This is a genomic window from Aeromonas sp. R5-3 (assembly GCF_040908225.1).
GTDB classification, from domain to species: Bacteria; Pseudomonadota; Gammaproteobacteria; order Enterobacterales; family Aeromonadaceae; genus Aeromonas; species Aeromonas dhakensis.
Map to the genome: position 1 here is coordinate 129,150 of NZ_JBFODH010000019.1, position 17,717 is coordinate 146,866.

Here is a 17,717-nt window from a genome sequence, read left to right on the forward strand (position 1 = left end):
GTCGGGCACCTCCGTGACACTTGGATACCTTTGACTACGATGCTTCCCTGGATGGCAGAACACGACACCTTAGCCCAACGCCTCGGCGTGACCCTGACCAAGCTCAACAATGGGCAGCGGCTGGTGATCACCGAACTAGCCCACGAGTTCAATGTCTCGGCTCGCACTATCCAGCGAGACCTGAATGTCAGACTGGCTTATCTGCCGCTGGAGCGTGAGGGACAGACCTATTGGCTCGACCCCAGCTATCTGGGGAGAACCACCACACCTGCCATTTTGAGACTATGCGAGCAACTCGGGGCCAAAGCATTGTTCCCGGATGATCACGATACCCTGATCAAACACTGGCTCAACCCTGCATCAACACCTGTATTCGTCCTTTCCGGCTTTCAACTCGATGAAGACGACAGCCATCACCAATGGCTAAAGCCACTTGCCAAGGCAATCAGCCAACAGCTCAAAGTCAGGCTGTCATGGGTCGGTGAGCAAGCAGAGCAAAAGATTGCGCCATACCGCTTGGTCAATAAGCGGGGCCGCTGGTACTTGGCAGGGGTAACAGCGGATACGCCATTTATCGAACCCTTGTCGAGTATCGCCAACCTCCAGCAGATAGAAACGCCAGCAACGATCAGCGAACCACTGCAGCAACTACTTCAAAAGCTCATCGAGCAAGAAGCCATCCCCACTCACGAAGTCGTGATCAAGGCAGCTTCGCCTATCGCCCACGAGTTCAAGCTAAGGAACATCCTCCCCGAGCAGGCTCTTATCAGAGAGCTGGAGGACGGCAGCATCTTGCTGGCAAGCCGCGTTTTCGATGGGGCCCAGCTACTCCCTGTGATCAAAACGTACCTGCCACACCTTGAAGTGATCAGCCCTGCGGGGATCCAAGCGTTGGTCAAACGTGACCTCAAGGCCCTGCTCAGCCGGATGTAAACCACATTTTCACACCACTTATTTCAATCCCCGACACCACCTGTCGGGGCTAATCACCACTATCGGTAGTTCAACCAACAAGGAGCAAAAACATGGGATCTCCCACGATAACCAAGCTATCAGACCTCGTTCTACGCAGTCATGACGACTATGAAACAGTCTTCGAACACGTAGCCGCTCACCTGCAAGCAGAGGGGGGCACCATCAAGATTGCTGACCGAGCCAAGGGGGCGCTGGAAGCATCCTGGAAGTACGGTATCAATTCATTCGGGTTGCGCGTGACCGTGCATTTCAGTTCACCAGAAGAAGGGATTGTTGAGCTATCGCTGACAGGCTCCTTCGTTGATGCGATCGACACATGGGGCACAGCTAAGAAGAAGGCCAAGGCGATCGCGGAGGTGCTCCCCTTGCCTATTGATGTAGCCGCGTGGCCTATCCGTGAGCAAGCGTCGGTTCCATCTTCAACTCAACCAGCACCAGCGGGAGGCACAGTTCACCATAGAGGTAAGCGAAAGGTCTTGATGGCCCTGTTGGTCTTCTTTGGTGGTGGAATCGGCCTGCACAAGTTCTATGCCGGTAACTGGGGCTGGGGTCTGATCTATCTGGCCGCTTGCACCACTGGGATCCCGGTTCTGCTTTCTCTGGTCGAGTTCATCAAGGTGCTTTGTCTATCCCAATAAGAATTCGACAAGCGTTACAACTATCAGGCTGTGAGGGCATTTCAATGGGTATGGTAAGGGTAAAGAGGCTCGTTCTGGCTGCCAGTGTTTCACTGCTGATGGCACCAGCGGCTCAAGCCGGATTGCTCAGTAAATGGGACGAACTGACTGTGAAAGGGGGAGAGCTAGAAAGCTGTCCAGGCGTGACCTTGGAGCAACAGGCCGATAGCTTCTTTAAGGATCCCGATTGGTCGGCAGGCACAGCCGCCGATGGTCGAAAGCTGGTCAACGTGAGTGGCACGTTCACATACATGGAACGGCCTGCACGGGGCATGCTTCAGATGTGGGTTCAAGGCGAGGGGTTCAGCGTTGAAACGCTGGAGATAAATGGTCAGCCACAGCCTGAGATCATGATTGATGCCCTGCTGGACAAGATGTGTGAAGCAGCAAAAGAAGAAGCAGCTCCCCAAACAGCTCTACGTGGGAAACAACCCCTCCCCTTCATCGGCAAGCGCAGCTTTAACTTTGCAGGTGGAAGTGGCACAGAGCAATACATCACGATCCAACAGAACGGCAAGACGGTGATCGAAAGCTGTGGGGCATCCCTGATGGACGACAATGGCAACTTCCAAGACCCCAGCTGTTCTGTGGATTGGACAGGTACGTTTGCCACGCCACTCAAGACAAGCTCAGCTATGTATCGTATCGAAAAGGATCGGATCTACCAGATCGAGCCAGATGGCAGCCCAGCAAAAGACTGCTTGGCATCAAGAGAGGATTGCAGCGTCAGTCTGTATGAGTAGTGCTAGGTCGGCGGCATGAAAGCGGGAGCAATCCCGCTTTTTTTTAGCCAACGATAAAAAATCGTGACAGTCGCGTCGTCGGCATCGACGACATTTTCACATCACTGTATAAAAAACAGCCACCTCAAGTACTTTGCCATTTTAGCCCTGCAGAGCAGGTCGCTTGCATGCATGAGCGACTAAAAAAACGCCAACCAATCCAAGATTTCATTTTTTTCCAAAAATATTTCAGTGCATAAATCTATTTAAAAACGCCCGCAGCCAAGGCTTGTCATCATAAGCCCAAAAAACCTATCGCCTCGTTAAACGGCTATAAATCAGTTTAAATGGCATTTCAGAAAAACAAGAAGATGTCAATGACAAAAATCTGAAGATATACGAGTGATTTTATATTCTCAAAACATGAATATAGTCATCATTTTAAGCACAATAGTCCATTTATATGCGCCTTGCCACCTATTGACCTACAAAATTCGCCTGCTATTATTCACCGCACTTGGTCAGCACTGCTGGCCCGGTGGATCGGTAAGTAATAACCGATAGTTGCTGACAGTGTTGCCAGCAACAAGCGGATAAGGCCACCTACCAACTTGAAGCAATGTCAGTAGTTCACACTGCTGACGGTTGCTGTTCAGTACATCGAACAGCTTGCTTCGGCTAATTAGGTGACAAATCTTAGCGATGCTCTTTAACAACTTGACATTGTGCTAGGTCTCTACGCGTTAGAGAGCATCTAAATCAGATCATTTATGAGGTGATTTTTATGTCTCTTATGTTGGAACTGCTCAAGCCCTGTTTGGTCGACTCTGTCGCCCTGATCCAAAGCCAAGCTATAAAGCTCCCGCCCGATGGCGTGAAATTTATGCTCGATATGGATCGTTCACTAAATGTGCTTGTGGTAAGTGACAAATCAGCATTCAGCCGCCGCTTATATGCAATAGATCAACGTCTTGCTCAAGAGTTGGGCGATGTGGTCAAGTTGTACGCGTTTATACCGTTCCGCTCAGAAATTGGAGCTGTAGGTATGATGCAGGTGAATCTACAGTCAAAGGATCGTTATAGTACAACTAAAAGACAAATTCTTGAGGCTGCTACCAGTACCTATTCTGTGACGCGACTTGCTGATAGTTATGCTTTTTCCAAAAGCGAAGATAATCTTGGTATAGCACCGATTGCCGACCGAGAATATAACTCTATCTTGGAGCTTGTATTTTCAGAGTCAATTATTGCCTGCCGAGAACATCCGATTTTTAGGAAACTAGCTACGCCAGTCCTCCCAAACAATGACGAGAATGAGGAAAATGAAGAAAAAAGTAACAAAGGTAGTGATACCGTGAGTCTGCCTCCGGCAAGTGATGTTTTATCCATCGATATTGACCTCGAACACATTAATGATCTCCTCTGAAGAAGAGTTCAATGTAAAATTCAAAGAGAAGCTATTAGAGAATACGATTCTCAGCCGCAATATTACTCCCGCTATAATATCCCGCTATTCACCGTCTGGTGAGCCAAAAATTCCATCTATTAGTTCTAAAATCCCATTAATCTACGCCACAATAAATTACCTCTGTCATCAAAAGGGCGTAGAAATACGCCCTGATATTCATCCCTCTCTTATAAGCAACGCTCAGGGGGGTCTTGCTGAACTTGATGCCCTTTGGCGCATCATGGAATTTCACAGCATGACAAAAAACTCAACTAGCTTGAAGCATGTGTCCAAGGCTTTCGCAGCCAGTACGGGTCGAAGCGTTATATACGGGCCGAGCCTCACCAGCCTTAAGAAGAAATTCTGGCCCTTCATTCTAAATCCGATTTCTGGTTATCTCTATATACTGCTGGACTTCGGGCAACAGGAGCCGGCCATTGCGGCCTGCTTTGCCAGTGACCGAGAACTCCAGACGGCTTACCAGCAGGGGGATCTATACGAGCAAATCGGCAAACATCCCAGGCTCGCGGGCTTGAGCCGAGCCACCCTGAAAAAGCTGATCTTACCGTACTCATACGGGCAATCCGCTGGCGCTTACGCCAAGGAGCATGACATTCCCGTGACTGAAGCACAGCGCAGCTGGAACGCCCTGGGTGACATCTTCAACCTGATCAACCAAGAACTCAACCGCCGTTCCCAACAGGCTTTCCGTGATGGCTTCGTCAGATGCCTCGACTGGGGCGCCCATGTGACTCCCCTCAGTAACCCACGTGCTGTTCGTAACTGGCCCGTTCAGGCTGCTGGTGCCGACATCATGCGCAGATCTGTCATCGGCTTGGCAGAAGCTGGGATAGACCTCCGTTTAACCGTTCACGACTCGTTCTTGATCCGCGTACCGATAGCTGAGCAAGAGCAACAGGTAGCGAAAGCGATAACGGTGCTCAAACAGGCTAGTGCTTCGGTGCTCGGCGGGTTCGAGTTGAACGTGAAAATTGATGGTGTATTCGATGGGCAGGTTTCTGAGGGGATGATGTGATGAGCGAGCAAAAATTCAACGCACTGGTTTTGGCTGCCAGTTTTAAAGATACAGTTAAGTTGGCTAAAGATGCAGCAGACCAAGCGCTGGTCATCTTTCCGATGCGACCTGGGGTGTGTCACCAGCTTCGGTCTGAGCGGGTTCAAAAAGCATTGCGAGGCCACGCGAAGTCGAAGGAGACGAGGCTCAACAAGCACCGGATAGAAGAGGTGCTCGACGAGCTCGACGCTATCGCCTTCGAAGAGGGTGAAGTAATCAGCCCCCACTACCGTGTCGCACCGGTAGTCGGCGGTTATCTATACAACTTAGGGGCTGGTCGCTTCCTCCACGTAACAGCCGTAGGCGGAATATCAGTAGCAAGTGAGGTGCCTGACGGGGTTTACTTCACGGAGACCAGTTCCATGCTCTCTGCACCGACACCAGAATCAAAACTTGACGTTAAGGCACTGTTAAGCTGGTTTAATTGTTCCAATGCGGAGAAGCTGCTGTTACTCGCATGGCTTACGTATACAGTGGCTCACCCGAAAGCTGCCAAGTTACCTTACCCAATCCTGACGATCAGAGCTCCCGCAGGGTCTGGCAAAACGTTCTTGTGCAGTAAGTTGATCAGACAGCTGGTTGACCCGAGTTCAGTCGCGAGTCAAACGATGCCTAAGTGTATCAAAGATGTTGCGATTTCGGCCCAGCTCAACCATGTACTTATCTACGATAATCTCCGATTTATTCGGCGCGAACTTAGCGACGAGTTGTGCCAAGTGGCCACAGGGGGTTCGGTGGTGAGTCGTATGCTCTACACCAACGGTGAAGAGTTCAGCCTAGAATTGCGTTGTGCTTTGGTTCTCAACGGGATTCACTCTTTCGTGACCGAGTCAGACCTTGTTAGTCGGTGTGTCAATATCAATCTGGAACCCATAAGTGCAGATCATCGAAAATCTGAGGCTACATTATCAACCGAACTTGATGGAGCGTTACCCTCTCTGATTTACACCGTGCATGCTTTGGCGGCAAAGATTATGAGCGTGAAGGACTCTGTTGAGGTCAACTACAAGAGCAGAATGGCAGACTTCTCCTCTTGGCTGGCCGGACTGGAAGCGGTTTTAAAACGTCCACAAGGCCAACTCCAAGCGCTATATAAAGCGAATGTGGAACAGTCTAAAGTTGTTGGTGTCATGGATGATTCGCTTTTTATGGCTCTGACCGCATTTTCACGGCGCTTCAGTAAAAGTAACCGTTGGCGCGGCACTCCCCATGCTTTGTTTGAAGCACTCAGTTCCCAAACGTCAGTTAGCCTAGGATCCGATATGCCTCGCAATGCATCGGCAATGTCGCGGCATATAGCAACAATGACTGATGCACTAAAAAGTAACGGTGTACATACACGACGAGACCGTGACGCATACCGCTACTACGAGGTCTGGTTCGAGCCCAGGGGCACCGAGAATGCTGCCGATGCCGTCGGCTCGGCGAGTCTACCCGCCGCACAGCCAGTATCCCCTCCCTCATCTGAAACAAGCGAAGCAGACATAGAGGATCTGTTGGCATGACGCTGTAGTAACCAAGCCCCAACCATCGGTTGGGGCTTTTTACTTTATGGCACTCACTACATTCCAGCTCAGGTCCCTACCGGATCACCTAGTAGTTCTTGGCATGTTCCCTAAAGATCATCTGTGCAGCAATATCTATCTCTTCAAGCAACAACTCTCCGGACGAGACCCAGTCATGAGGGATGGCAGATGGCCACAAAGTCTCGACGGACGCGACGGCTCGGCGGTTATCCCAATCCGTTGATAAATGAATGAAGTCCAGTAGGAGGAGCCAATTCCCTCGTAGTTCAGTCGGTAGAACGGCGGACTGTTAATCCGTATGTCACAGGTTCAAGTCCTGTCGAGGGAGCCACATTCGAAAGCCCAGCCTTTGGCTGGGCTTTTTCGTATCCAACGTTCGAAGCTGCCATCCAGGCTACAGTGGCTTGTAATTTCACCGAACGGCCTCACATCCTCTCCTTACGTGCCCTTTCACGACACCACCCTTGCTTTTTTGCTTGCCTCTGCCGGATATTCGTTATCACAATTACCGCCCCTGTACACACCGTCAAAAGGACCCCTTGGCATGTCTGAGGATGCGATGCAAAAAGAAGCAGTGCCTGCTCAAGCCACCAAGCAGCCAAAAGATCCCGTCCGGCGTCTTACGCTGCAATTGGTCATGCTTGCCTTGATCGTCTTGGTCTATGTGCTGTTTGCTCAACGCCTGACCCCGATGAGCAGCCAGGGTACGGTACAGGCCTTTTTGATCCGCCTGGCCCCCGAGGTGGCCGGACGGGTGACTGCGGTGGAAGTCAGTGACAATCAGCAAGTTTCCGCCGGCATCCCTCTGTTTCAAATCAACCAAGAGCCCTATCTGATTGCCCTCACCCAGGCAGAAGCCCATGTGGCAGCTGTCGGGCAATCGATCGGGGCTGACACTGCCGCGGTGCAAACCGCCCAGGCCAAGGTGGTACAGGCCAAATCGGCCAAGGATAACGCTGCCGACAATGCCGCCAGGGTGGTCGAGCTGGCCAAACGAGGGGTCATGTCGATCGCGCAGCGGGATCAGGCGACGGCAACCTTGCAGCAAGCCAGGGCCTCCCTGGCGGCCGCACAGGCAGAGTTGCGTCGTGCAGAACAGAGCCTCGGGCCCGCCGGCAATGAAAATCCCAAGCTGAAAGAAGCGATGGCCGCCCTGGCCAAAGCCAGACTCGATCTCATTCGCACCACGGTCAAAGCGCCCAACAAGGGGGCCATTACCAACATACAGCTGGCGCCAGGCCAGTATGCCGCCGTGGGAAGTCCGGCAATGACCTTCATCGACACCTCGGCGGTCTGGATCAGCTGTATGCTGCCCGAGAACTCGTTGGAGTACCTGCGACCGGGCATCAAGGCCGAAGTGGTCTTCGATGTACTCCCCGGCCGCGTCTTCAAAGCTCACCTCGATACCCTAGGGTGGGGCAGTGCTGGCAATACCACCACAGACCAGACCACCGGCCTGCTCACGGCACCACAAAACAGCCCCAGTGCGCGCCAGTTTCCAGTGAGCCTGGTACTGGATGAGGCACTCCCCCGCGGGTTGCGCTATGGCTCCCAGGCCACCGTCATTTTCTATCCCAACAAGGTGGGCATAATGGATACGATTGCCGCCGGCTGGATCCGTGTTGTCAGCCTGCTGACCTATATTGCCTGATGATGAACAAAGCGTGGTGGCAATGCAGCCTGCGTCTTGGCGTCATTCCCATGGCGGCACTGGCGGTTACCCTGGCCATGGGTCAGGCCTTGCCCTTTCTGATCCCCATGTTCATCGTCATCATGCTGATGCTGAGTCCGACGCGCCTGCCGCTGATGATGGTAGTGAGAATGCTGGCTCTGATCGTCGGCTGTACCGCGCTCATCTGTTTTCTTGCACATGTGGTCGGCACCAATCCCGTCGCTTTCTGGCTCGCCATGGCTGCGGTTGTGGTACTGGCCTTTGCCCGCCTTGGCAAGAACCCTGACGATCTGCCCGGATTGCTGGTGCTGATCGTGTCGTCGATGACGATGGTGCTGGTACAAAGCCAGCCATCGCTGGTCCTGGCACTCCCCGTGTTGATGGGAAAAGCCTTTCTGATCGCCTATTTATGGTGTCTGCTGGCCTTTGCCATCTGGCCCCGGCCTTCCCCTCCGCTGATTCCCCTGACCGCCATGCGCGGTGATGAAAGGGTGATGCTGATCCTGGGAAAGAGCGCCGCTCTGTTGCTGGCCATCGGCATCGCCATCTGGCTGCAAGACAGCAGTGCCATCTTGATCGGGGCCACGATTGCCAACCTGCTGCGCGCCAGCGACCCCCATCTGACACGAATGAACAGCAAACCACTGCTGCAGGCCAACTTGCTGGCGGCGGCCTTGGCCACCCCGGTGATCCTGCTGGCCTACATCAGCCAGTCTCCCCTGATCCTGTCACTGCTGGCGCTCGCCGGCAGCATCTGGCTGGCGGGACGATTGGCGGCAGCCTGGCCCAAAGTGGTGGTGCAAACCGCAATGACGGTTTACATCACTTTGCTGGGAACCGCCTTGCCCCAATATCAGCAAGGGCTGCACCTGGTATGGGATCGACTCGCGACGCTGTTGCTGGTCGTCCTCTATTGCACCCTGGTTGTGCATCTCTTGACCACATCAACCGATAAGTCATGTCCTGCTTGAACGACATCATCTTGTCCAGACCGTTTATTGTCAGAGGGTAGAGACATGCTTTGCCCTTTGCGAGCCCCACTCGATTCAGGAGTTTCTATGCGCCGTTTCAACTTAATGCTCAATGGCAGCCGATTGATGATGTTTCCCTTCTATGTCTGCATCCTTGTCTGTGTCGCCCTCTTGATGGTGAAGTTCGCCATGCAGCTCTATGAGCTGTGTCGCGACATCATCGACATCCCCTATCTGGATCTCATCACAGGGGTGCTGACCCTGGTGGACTTCGTGCTGGTGGCCCAGATGCTGATCCTGGTGGCCATCTGCGGCTACGTGCAGTTCATCAAGACCCCGGAGCAGCGGGCAGCCCTTGGCGACAACTGGCTCAGCAAGATCAACTTCGCCTCCCTCAAACTCATCGTCATCAACTCCCTGGTCACCATCGCCGGGATCGAGGTGCTCAAGGCCTTCCTGACCGACGGTACCGGCAACGAGATCGAGATGAAGTGGTCGGTCATCGTCTTCCTCGCCTTCTCCACCGCAGCGCTCATTTATGCAGTCACCGAGCGGCTGGCGGACCACAAGTAGCGCCGGTTTTCATTCAGCCTTTATTCATCAAAGGCCGAATTGATAACTCTTTTCATTACCTTTACTGCATTGTAAACTTGCTCCCCCCGGGCTTTACTGCCCGGGCGTTGGAGCACCTATGACAAGCCTTTCCCTCTCACCACGACACTGCTGGCAGTGGCTGGCCTATCACCATCAGGCCGCCGAGGGCTCCCTCTATCTGATGTTCTTCTCCGGCCTGCTGCTGTGGGAACCGCTGACCCCGCTCTGGTCGCTGGCACGCTGGAACCTGTTCCTGCACGTCGCCCTCTCGCTCACCCTGTTTCCCCTGCTGTTTGGCGCGTTCTGGCTCTCCCATCGCAGCCTGCTGCGCAAAAGCCGCAAACCTTTCCTGCGCATCACGGGGCGCATCATCGAAGCCTTGCTGCTGGTCTGTCTGGCCAGCGGACTGCTGCTGGTACTGCACGGCACCCCGGGCGATAGCCTCGGCAACCTTGCCAGCTGGGCTCACTGGCTGAGCGCCCTCGCGTTGACTCCCCTGGTGCTGCGCCACGCCTGGCGCTGGACCATCTTGAAATGGCGCACCTGATCTTATGTTGAAGTTGTTGTTATCCCTGATGTTGGCCGCCCTGCTGCTGGGGACCGCCTCGGCCCAGGAGATGGGCACCGCCATGATTGCCTATGACGAGGGGAGTGCCCCGCGCCTCGTCACCGCCAACCAGAGTGCAGGCTCGGTCACCCTGCTTGAGCGCAATAGCGGCAAGCGACTTAAAGAGGCACAACTGGGGGGCGATCTGCGCCAGCTGGCCCGCGCAGACGACGGCACCCTGCTGGTCACCGATTACAGTGGCGATCGGTTGCTGCTGCTGGATGATGATCTCGACCTGGAAAAGGCGATCCCCACCGGCCATAGACCCTACGGGGTCATCTTCGACCCCAAGCGGCAGTGGTTCTGGGTCACGCTGTTCGAAGCAGGCCGCCTGCAGGCCTATGACACCACGGGCAAGCTGCAGCTGGATGCAGAAACCGCCGAGACACCCCGCGGGCTGGCCCTGACCGACGACGATCGCCTGCTGCTCACCCACGCCATGACCGGCCAGCTCGCCATCTATGATCTCGCCAAGCTTGAGAAGGACGCCAAGGGGGCTACCCTGCCCAAGCCCAAGCTCATCACCCTGGCCGAGACCCACAGCGACACCCCAAGCGACTCGCAGGGCTTGCCGCGCCTGCTGGACGGCATCACCCTCTCCCACGATGGCAGCGAAGCCTGGCTGCCCCACGTGCTGTGGAGTTTCGACCACCCCTTCCAGTTTCAGAGCACCGTCTTCCCGGCGGTCTCCATCATCGACCTGGATGAAGAGAAAGAGCGGGTCGATGAGAGAAAGCAGCTCTTCTTGCAGATCAACCTGCCCAGCGTCGGCAACCGCAGCCAGATTGTCTCCAACCCGTTCGCGGCGCGCTTCGCCGCTGATGGCAAGCGGGTCTACCTGACCCTGGCGGGCTCGGAGGATCTGCTGGTGTTCGACCTGTCGCGCAGCGGCAAGCAGAACAGCAACCGCCACCGCCGCAAGAAGTTTCAGGGCGGCGCCAAGGCGACCCAGCTCCTTCGCCACCTGCCGGGCCAGAATCCGCGCGACTTGTTTGTAGACGGCAACCACATCCTGGTCCACAACGTCATGGGGCAGGATCTCACCCGCCTCAACACCGGCGGCAGCGGCCCGTTTGCCCGGGTCACCGTCGATGTGCCCCACTTCGCCAAACTGGTCGAGACGGATCCGCGCCCCGAAGCGCTTCAGCGCGGCGAGCGGTTGTTCAATCTGGGCAACACCGCCGCCAACAGCCGCTTCCCCATGGCGGGGGACAACTGGATGAGCTGCAACTCCTGCCATCTGGACGGGTTCAACTTCACCAACCGCTATCTGATGGCGGCCCATCGCCAGCAGAGCGGCGACAATGCCATCAACGGCCACGCCAACCTCGTCAACATGGTGGCGGGTGACTTTATCGGCGAATACCTGCGCATGACCCAGCAGACCCAGGGCGGCATGGGCCATGACACTCGCGATGGCGCCGAAGCGGTCGACCCCGCCAGGCCCCAGCCGGAAGTGAAAGCGATGATGGAGGATCTGCACGCCTTCGTGACCGCCGATGGCAACCTCCCCTATCTTGCCAACTGGCTCAGGCTCGATGCCCCGCGCACGGATCCCGCCAAGGCGCCGACCACCCATCCCAGGGAGTGGCTCAACTCCGCCTCCTGCCAGAACTGCCACCAACAGGCGTTCCAGGACTGGAGCGAGAGCAACCACCGGCTGATGGGCAACTCCCACCCCTACTACAAGGTGGTGCAAGCGCTGGCCCGCGAAACCGAAGGGGAGGCCTTCGGCCAGTGGTGCCAGGGCTGCCACATGCCTCAGCAGGTGCTGAACGGCCAGCAGGATCTGCCCAAGGGTTCGAATATGTTCGAGCAAGGCGGCGCCTCGCTCATTGCCGCACACCAGAAAGGCGAACCCGTGGTGGAGGAAGGGACCGGCTGCGTGCTCTGCCATCGCATCACCAAAGTGGAAGATGCCGGCGGCAACAGCGCCTTTACCGTGAATCTGAAAGACCGCGAGAGCTATGTGTTCGAAGATGCCGCCGGTGGCAGCCTCAAGCACTGGCTGGCCGAGCGGCAGATCAACGCCCGCCCCGCCATGCACAAGGCCTCTTACCAGAAGGATTTCTACCGCGACGCGGCCCTGTGCAAGTCCTGCCACAACGAGTTTGCCCCCGGCACCGGCGCCAATATCGTCAACACCTGGGACGAGTGGGAAAGCTCCAGCTTCGCCAAGGCAGAGGATCCCGCCAAGCGGCGCACCTGCATCGACTGTCACATGAACCCAACACCGGGCAACGGCGGCGCGCCGGTGGCCGGCCAGTCCACCGAAAACGGCACAGTGAAAGAGCGGCTCTATCGCCACAACTTTACCGGCGCCCAGCACCAGCTGGTGGGGCTGAGGAGTGCAACGCTCGAGCAGGAGAGCCTGGCGCTCTTGCGCTCAAGCGCCACCCTCTCTGCCCGCATTGAAAACCAGAGCGGCCAGCCCGCGCTGGTAGTGCGGGTCGCCAATACCGGCGCCGGCCACGCCCTGCCCACCGGGGTGGCCGATTTCCGCGAACTCTGGCTGGAGCTGACCGTCACCGACGCCAGCGGTAAGCTGCTGCTTGCCAGCGGCCAGCCGGTGGATGGCGCCGTCCCTGAAGATGCGCGGCTGTTCAGAAAAGTGTTCGGCGATGCCGAGGGCAAGCCGGTGGGGCTCAAGTTCTGGCGCTACGCCAAGCTCCTTGAAGATACCCGCATTCCGGCCGATGGCTGGCGCGATGAAGCCTGGCCGCTGCCGGCGGATGCCCAGGGCCCCTTCAAGGCCGATATCAAACTCAATTTCCGCACCTACCCCAAGTGGGTCAATGATGCGGTGCGCGCCGCCGAGCCGAGCTTGCCGGAGCCACCCATAGTGCTACTCAATCGGCTGCAACTCACCCTGCAGCCTCTCCCCGTCACGCCCGCTACGGAGCCTCAAACCTGATGTTTGCAAGTTTTCTCATTACCCTGCGCGAGGGGCTGGAAGCCTTCCTGCTGGTCGGCATCTGCCTCTCCTACCTCGCCAAGCTGGGGGCGAGCCGCTACAACAAATTCGTCTATCTGGGGGTGGGGCTGGGCCTGCTTGCCTCTCTCGTGGTCGCCTTCCTGTTCCAGGTGGTGGTGAGCCAGTTCGAGAGCGAGCGCTACAACCATTTGCTGATGGCGGGGATCCTGATTTTTGCCACCCTGGTGCTCACCTACATGGCGGTCTGGATGCAGAAGCAGGCCAAATCCCAGGTGGGGGCCATGACGGCGCGCATCGATGCCGCCATCGACGGCGGCAACCTGTTCGGTCTGGTGCTGCTCGCCTTCCTGGCAGTGATGCGCGAGGGCTTTGAAACCGTGCTCTTCTTCTCGGCCCTGGTTTACTCCGGGCAAGGGGTGGATCTGCACGAGGGGCTGATGGGGGCGCTGGGCGGCCTGCTGCTGTCGGTGGTGCTGGTGTGGGGGCTGCTGCGCTCCACCCGCAAGGTGGCGCTGGCCCCCTTCTTCCGCTGGACCGGTCTGCTCATCATCATCATCGCCGCCGGCCTGCTGTCGTCCGCCGTCAACATGCTGCAGGCGGCCGGGCTCATCACCTTCTGGACCGAGCCTGTCTTCAACATCAGTCACATTCTCGACGATCAGGGGGTATTTGGTACCTTCCTGCGCGCCCTGTTTGGCTACAATGCCTCACCGGCCGGCCTGCAGTTGCTGACCTGGGCCAGCTACCTGGTGATCTTCGTCACCGTCTGGCATCGCAACTATCGTCCCCAGCGCTGATCGCCCAGCGCGGCGCAGCAGCGGATGACAAGGCGGCTCAGCGGGGCCGCCTTTTCCACTTCTTCTCTTTTGGTCAGCGTTTCGGATAAAGAGTCATGAACGACAATAACACACAACACATAGCGGTACTGGGCGCCGGCCCGGCCGGTCTGATGGCCGCCTGGCGCCTGCGCCAGGCCGGTTTTGCGGTCACCCTGTTCGAGCAGGAGAGCGTGGTGGGCGGCATGTGCGCCACCCAGACCTTCAAGGGGCGCGACGGTGAGTATCGCTTCGACTACGGCGGCCACCGCTTCATCACCAAGAACCCCGAGCTGCTCGCCTTTATCGACGAGCTGATGGGGGACGATCTGCTCCACGCCGAGCGCAAAAGCGTGATCCGCTTTGGCGGGCGCACCTATGACTACCCCTTGAACCTGCCCAATCTGCTCAAGACGGCGCCGCTCGCCCTGATGGCCGGTACGGTGAAGGATCTCCTGCTGCTGCCCTTTGCCAGGAAGCCCACCGATTTCGCCAAGGCGAGCTTTGCCGAGTGGATCCAGAGCCACTTCGGCCGCACCCTCTATCGCCAGTTCTTCGAGGGCTACACCGGCAAGCTGTGGGGCATCAACCCGGACAAGCTCTCCGCCGACTGGGCCGGCCAACGCATCAGCCTGATCGATCTCAAAGACGTGGCGCGCCGCCTGCTGCCAAGACGCAACGGCAGCATCTCGGTGCGCACCTATGCCCGCAAGTACCGCTATCCCAAATACGGCTTCGGCCAGATCTTCACCACCCTGGGGGAGCGGCTGGTGGCCGAGAGGGTTGAGCTGAAAACCGGCGCCACCATCACCCGCCTCGAGCAGGCTGATGGCCGCATCGAACGGGTTTATTGGTCACAAGATAACGTGGAGCAGAGCGAGCGATTTGATCAGGTGATCTCTACCCTGCCGCTGCCGCTCACCTGCCAGCATCTGGGCTTGCCGTGCGATCTGCACTACCGGTCGCTGCGCTTCGTCAATATGCCACTCAAACAGGAGAACCTGTCGGACAATACCTGGCAGTACCTCTCCGACCCCCATATTCTGGCCACCCGTCTGCAGGAGCCGCGCCGGCGCAGCCCCTTTATGGCACCCCAGGGCCAGACCTCGGTGATGCTGGAGATCCCCTGCAACCCGGGAGATGCCACCTGGCAGGCACCGCTCTCTGATCTGCGCGGCCGGGTCACTGCTGATCTCGCCAGTCTCGGCGTCGATACCGCCAAACTTGGCGATGAAACCTTCGAGGCTCGCAGCGAATACGCCTATCCACTGATGGATCTCGGCTACCAGACCCGCCGCAACGAGGCCATCCAGGCGCTGATGCCCATCACCAACCTCATCATGACCGGCCGTCAGGGGACATTCCGCTACATCTTCACCGACACCGCCATGGAGATGGGGATGATGGCCGCCGACATGGTGATCGACGGAGTGGACAGACGCCACGCCATCTTCAATCATCGCAACGAAAATACCGTGATCGAAACCCAGAGCGTGGCCTGATGGCCCCTGAATGTGGTGAACGAAGGAGGTGGACAGACGTCACGCCATCTTCAACCATCGCAACGAAAATACCGTGATCGAGAGCCAAAGCGTGGCCTGAGTGCCGCGCCATTGGCATAACCTCTTGGCAAATGTAAGGAGAACAGGATGACCATACGCCCGGGTTTACTTGCCCTCACCCTGCTGCTGACCCTGAGCGGGCAGGCGCAGGCTTACTCCTACGCCGCCGCCGGCAAGGAGCCGCTGATCGATGCCCGCGAGGCGCTGCTGGGCGCCGCCACTGACGGCAAGGATGCCAGCGCCACCTTGAGCGAGATCGCCGAGGAGCTGACCTATCTGGAGGAGCACCACAAGATCGAGCTGCAAGCGCCGCTCGCGGCCGCCATCAAGGCCAAAGACACCGCCGCTACCGCGGCCCTGCTCAACCGGGCCTACAAGGCGGAGATCGAGCGCCGCCTCGAGGGGGCCAGCCAGAACCTTGGCGACTACCAGACCGCCAAGGTGCTGGTGGTCAAGAGCAAGCGCTTCCTCGATTTGATCCTCCCCTCCCTCAGTGAAGGGGATCGCAAGGCCGCCGAGCAGGCGCTGGCCAAGGTGCTCGATGCCATCGGCAACCCTGGGGTGTTCGGGGTGGGCGCCAAGCCCGCCGATGCAGTTGCCTTTAGCGATGCAGAAAAAGCGCTGATGGCCGTGCTGGCGCCGCTTTGATGGCCACCTGCCCATCATTGCGCCACCTCGCCGTGACAAACGGTGGGTTTCGCTGCGCGCTACCCACCCTACGCACTTTGATGACCTCTCATTGATGACGACGGCCCCCTTCATCCCCGACCCTTCTCCCGCAAGGGGAGAAGGGGGGCGTCACCACGGCCGATTACGCTTCGCCAATCGACCCTACTTGCTGATCCTTCTACAACTGGCCTGGCTTGGCTGGCTGCTGGCCTTCCCGGTGGCCCTCGATTCCGACGATGCCCTCAACTTTGCCCACGGGGTGGTGCGCTTCAGCGTGCTGGAGTTCTCCCCCCACTTTCCGGGCTACCCCGCCTTTATCTGGCTGGCACGGCTGATCAATCTGGCGGTGGACGAACCGGCCCGCGCGGTGCAGTGGGCAAGCCTGTTGGGGAGCAGTTTGCTGGCGCCGCTCGCCGCCTCGCTGGCGGTCAAGTTGTGGCAACGGCCCAGCCTGCTGGCGCCGATCTGGCTGCTGGTGCTGGCCCTGCCGCTCACCCCGACCCTGGCGCTCTCCGGCCTCTCGGATGGGTCTGCGCTCGCCGCCTGGCTGGGGACGCTGCTGGCCTTGCAACAGCGCAAAATCGCGCTGGCCGGTCTGCTGCTGGGCCTGATGCTGGCGCTGCGCCCCTCCTATTTCGTGCTGGCGCTGCTGCCCCTTTGGCTGGGGATGGCGCAAAAAGGTCAGCGGCTTAACTTTCTGCTCCCCATCGCACTGGTTGGGTTATCCTGCCTGCTGTTTGTCTGGCAGGCCGATGGCTGGGCCTATTTCAGCGAGGGGCGGCGCTTTACCGACGGTCACTTTACCCTGTGGGGCAACACGGCAGCGGCCCACGGCGATCGGCTGCTGAGCTGGGCGAATACCTTCAACGATCAGCTCACCCCGCTCTGGCCCTTGGCTGTCGGGGGACTGCTGGTGCAGCCGCTGTGGCAACGATACAAGGGCCACGCTGCCGCCCTCTCCCCGACCTGGTCCCTCTACTGGCTTGCCCTGCTGCTGTGGACCCTGTTTGGCCAGAACCCGGACAATCCCCGCCATCTGGCCCCCATCACCCTGCTAGCCATCATCTTGCTGGCAGGCATGCTGCCGCGCCGGGGCGAGCTGCCAGCCATGCTGGGGGCCCTGTTGCTGCTGCTCTGCGCCCTCACCCCACCGGCGGCACCAGCCATGACCCGGGCTGCCAGACTGGCCGAACAAGCGTGCCCGGCGCTGGTGACCCAGTGGGGAGTGAGGCTGCTGCGCGAAACCACGGCCCTGCCCGTCACCGATGGTTGGTATCAGGGGGATGCCCGCCTTGCATTGGCGCAAGGGGCCTGCCGGCTCAGCCGACGTCCCCTCGGCCCGGAGGATCTGCCCGCAGGTAGCCGGCGAGTCTGGTTTGCCCCCCGCTTTCACGCCGAGCCCGGCCTCTGGCTCGGCATACAGGATCCCCCCCGTCACCAAAACTGGTAGACTGGATGTTTGTCACTCCC

The 17,717-nt window shown here is 58.0% G+C and carries 15 protein-coding genes and 1 tRNA gene; all 16 read left to right on the forward strand.

The window, feature by feature from the left end:
* Positions 1 to 51 precede the first annotated feature (51 nt).
* The 16 genes from AB5Y95_RS10290 (at position 52) to AB5Y95_RS10365 (ending at position 17,697) form a co-directional block, all read left to right on the forward strand.
* Positions 52 to 933 (forward strand): helix-turn-helix transcriptional regulator, encoded by an 882-nt coding sequence (locus AB5Y95_RS10290; protein WP_368160907.1) that lies wholly within the window; start codon positions 52 to 54, stop codon positions 931 to 933.
* A gap of 92 nt (positions 934 to 1,025) precedes the next feature.
* Positions 1,026 to 1,613: a TM2 domain-containing protein gene (locus AB5Y95_RS10295; protein ID WP_368160909.1), complete on the forward strand. Its 588-nt coding sequence runs from the start codon at positions 1,026 to 1,028 to the stop codon at positions 1,611 to 1,613.
* A gap of 44 nt (positions 1,614 to 1,657) precedes the next feature.
* A complete protein-coding gene (locus tag AB5Y95_RS10300) occupies positions 1,658 to 2,395 on the forward strand; it encodes a hypothetical protein (protein ID WP_368160911.1) in 738 nt (245 codons plus the stop codon).
* Between the two features lie 763 nt (positions 2,396 to 3,158).
* Entirely contained in the window at positions 3,159 to 3,800 is a 642-nt protein-coding gene (locus AB5Y95_RS10305; RefSeq protein WP_143248387.1) for a hypothetical protein, read from the forward strand.
* Positions 3,787 to 4,857, forward strand: coding sequence for a DNA polymerase (locus AB5Y95_RS10310; RefSeq protein WP_172442736.1), 1,071 nt, complete (start codon positions 3,787 to 3,789; stop codon positions 4,855 to 4,857). The genes AB5Y95_RS10305 and AB5Y95_RS10310 overlap by 14 nt, the downstream gene beginning before the upstream one ends.
* Positions 4,857 to 6,401, forward strand: a complete 1,545-nt coding sequence (locus AB5Y95_RS10315; RefSeq protein WP_099359238.1) for a hypothetical protein — start codon at positions 4,857 to 4,859, stop codon at positions 6,399 to 6,401. Before AB5Y95_RS10310 ends, AB5Y95_RS10315 begins: the two co-directional genes overlap by 1 nt.
* A 276-nt stretch (positions 6,402 to 6,677) precedes the next feature.
* Positions 6,678 to 6,753: transfer RNA gene (locus AB5Y95_RS10320), tRNA-Asn, on the forward strand.
* A gap of 213 nt (positions 6,754 to 6,966) precedes the next feature.
* Positions 6,967 to 8,073 carry an HlyD family secretion protein gene (locus AB5Y95_RS10325; RefSeq protein WP_368160914.1) on the forward strand — a complete coding sequence of 369 codons (1,107 nt, stop codon included), beginning with the start codon at positions 6,967 to 6,969 and terminating at the stop codon, positions 8,071 to 8,073.
* 2 nt (positions 8,074 to 8,075) lie between these two features.
* The gene (locus AB5Y95_RS10330) at positions 8,076 to 9,065 is read left to right on the forward strand and encodes a DUF2955 domain-containing protein (RefSeq protein WP_368160916.1); all 990 of its coding nucleotides are present in this window, start codon (positions 8,076 to 8,078) and stop codon (positions 9,063 to 9,065) included.
* Positions 9,066 to 9,152: 87 nt separating this feature from the next.
* On the forward strand, positions 9,153 to 9,638 hold the full coding sequence (locus AB5Y95_RS10335; protein ID WP_005301997.1) for a YqhA family protein: 486 nt from the start codon (positions 9,153 to 9,155) through the stop codon (positions 9,636 to 9,638).
* A 118-nt stretch (positions 9,639 to 9,756) separates the two neighbouring features.
* Positions 9,757 to 10,206: a hypothetical protein gene (locus AB5Y95_RS10340; protein ID WP_368160918.1), complete on the forward strand. Its 450-nt coding sequence runs from the start codon at positions 9,757 to 9,759 to the stop codon at positions 10,204 to 10,206.
* A 4-nt stretch (positions 10,207 to 10,210) separates the two neighbouring features.
* Positions 10,211 to 13,180, forward strand: a complete 2,970-nt coding sequence (locus tag AB5Y95_RS10345; RefSeq protein ID WP_368160920.1) for a YncE family protein — start codon at positions 10,211 to 10,213, stop codon at positions 13,178 to 13,180.
* Positions 13,180 to 13,998: an FTR1 family protein gene (locus AB5Y95_RS10350; protein ID WP_005302005.1), complete on the forward strand. Its 819-nt coding sequence runs from the start codon at positions 13,180 to 13,182 to the stop codon at positions 13,996 to 13,998. The genes AB5Y95_RS10345 and AB5Y95_RS10350 overlap by 1 nt, the downstream gene beginning before the upstream one ends.
* A 95-nt stretch (positions 13,999 to 14,093) precedes the next feature.
* Positions 14,094 to 15,518 (forward strand): FAD-dependent oxidoreductase, encoded by a 1,425-nt coding sequence (locus tag AB5Y95_RS10355; protein ID WP_368160921.1) that lies wholly within the window; start codon positions 14,094 to 14,096, stop codon positions 15,516 to 15,518.
* Between the two features lie 147 nt (positions 15,519 to 15,665).
* Positions 15,666 to 16,226: a hypothetical protein gene (locus tag AB5Y95_RS10360; protein ID WP_368160923.1), complete on the forward strand. Its 561-nt coding sequence runs from the start codon at positions 15,666 to 15,668 to the stop codon at positions 16,224 to 16,226.
* Between the two features lie 187 nt (positions 16,227 to 16,413).
* On the forward strand, positions 16,414 to 17,697 hold the full coding sequence (locus AB5Y95_RS10365) for a hypothetical protein (protein WP_368160925.1): 1,284 nt from the start codon (positions 16,414 to 16,416) through the stop codon (positions 17,695 to 17,697).
* Positions 17,698 to 17,717: the final 20 nt, after the last annotated feature.

What these genes read in the sequence shown, in the direction of transcription:
- AB5Y95_RS10310 (WP_172442736.1), top strand. Translation starts at nt 3,787, where the DNA reads ATGATCTCCTCTGAAGAAGAGTTCAATGTAAAATTCAAAGAGAAGCTA.
- AB5Y95_RS10325 (WP_368160914.1), top strand. Translation starts at nt 6,967, where the DNA reads ATGTCTGAGGATGCGATGCAAAAAGAAGCAGTGCCTGCTCAAGCCACC.
- AB5Y95_RS10355 (WP_368160921.1), top strand. Translation starts at nt 14,094, where the DNA reads ATGAACGACAATAACACACAACACATAGCGGTACTGGGCGCCGGCCCG.
- AB5Y95_RS10295 (WP_368160909.1), top strand. Translation starts at nt 1,026, where the DNA reads ATGGGATCTCCCACGATAACCAAGCTATCAGACCTCGTTCTACGCAGT.
- AB5Y95_RS10360 (WP_368160923.1), top strand. Translation starts at nt 15,666, where the DNA reads ATGACCATACGCCCGGGTTTACTTGCCCTCACCCTGCTGCTGACCCTG.
- AB5Y95_RS10300 (WP_368160911.1), top strand. Translation starts at nt 1,658, where the DNA reads ATGGGTATGGTAAGGGTAAAGAGGCTCGTTCTGGCTGCCAGTGTTTCA.
- AB5Y95_RS10305 (WP_143248387.1), top strand. Translation starts at nt 3,159, where the DNA reads ATGTCTCTTATGTTGGAACTGCTCAAGCCCTGTTTGGTCGACTCTGTC.
- AB5Y95_RS10340 (WP_368160918.1), top strand. Translation starts at nt 9,757, where the DNA reads ATGACAAGCCTTTCCCTCTCACCACGACACTGCTGGCAGTGGCTGGCC.
- AB5Y95_RS10345 (WP_368160920.1), top strand. Translation starts at nt 10,211, where the DNA reads ATGTTGAAGTTGTTGTTATCCCTGATGTTGGCCGCCCTGCTGCTGGGG.
- AB5Y95_RS10335 (WP_005301997.1), top strand. Translation starts at nt 9,153, where the DNA reads ATGCGCCGTTTCAACTTAATGCTCAATGGCAGCCGATTGATGATGTTT.
- AB5Y95_RS10290 (WP_368160907.1), top strand. Translation starts at nt 52, where the DNA reads ATGGCAGAACACGACACCTTAGCCCAACGCCTCGGCGTGACCCTGACC.
- AB5Y95_RS10330 (WP_368160916.1), top strand. Translation starts at nt 8,076, where the DNA reads ATGAACAAAGCGTGGTGGCAATGCAGCCTGCGTCTTGGCGTCATTCCC.
- AB5Y95_RS10315 (WP_099359238.1), top strand. Translation starts at nt 4,857, where the DNA reads ATGAGCGAGCAAAAATTCAACGCACTGGTTTTGGCTGCCAGTTTTAAA.
- AB5Y95_RS10350 (WP_005302005.1), top strand. Translation starts at nt 13,180, where the DNA reads ATGTTTGCAAGTTTTCTCATTACCCTGCGCGAGGGGCTGGAAGCCTTC.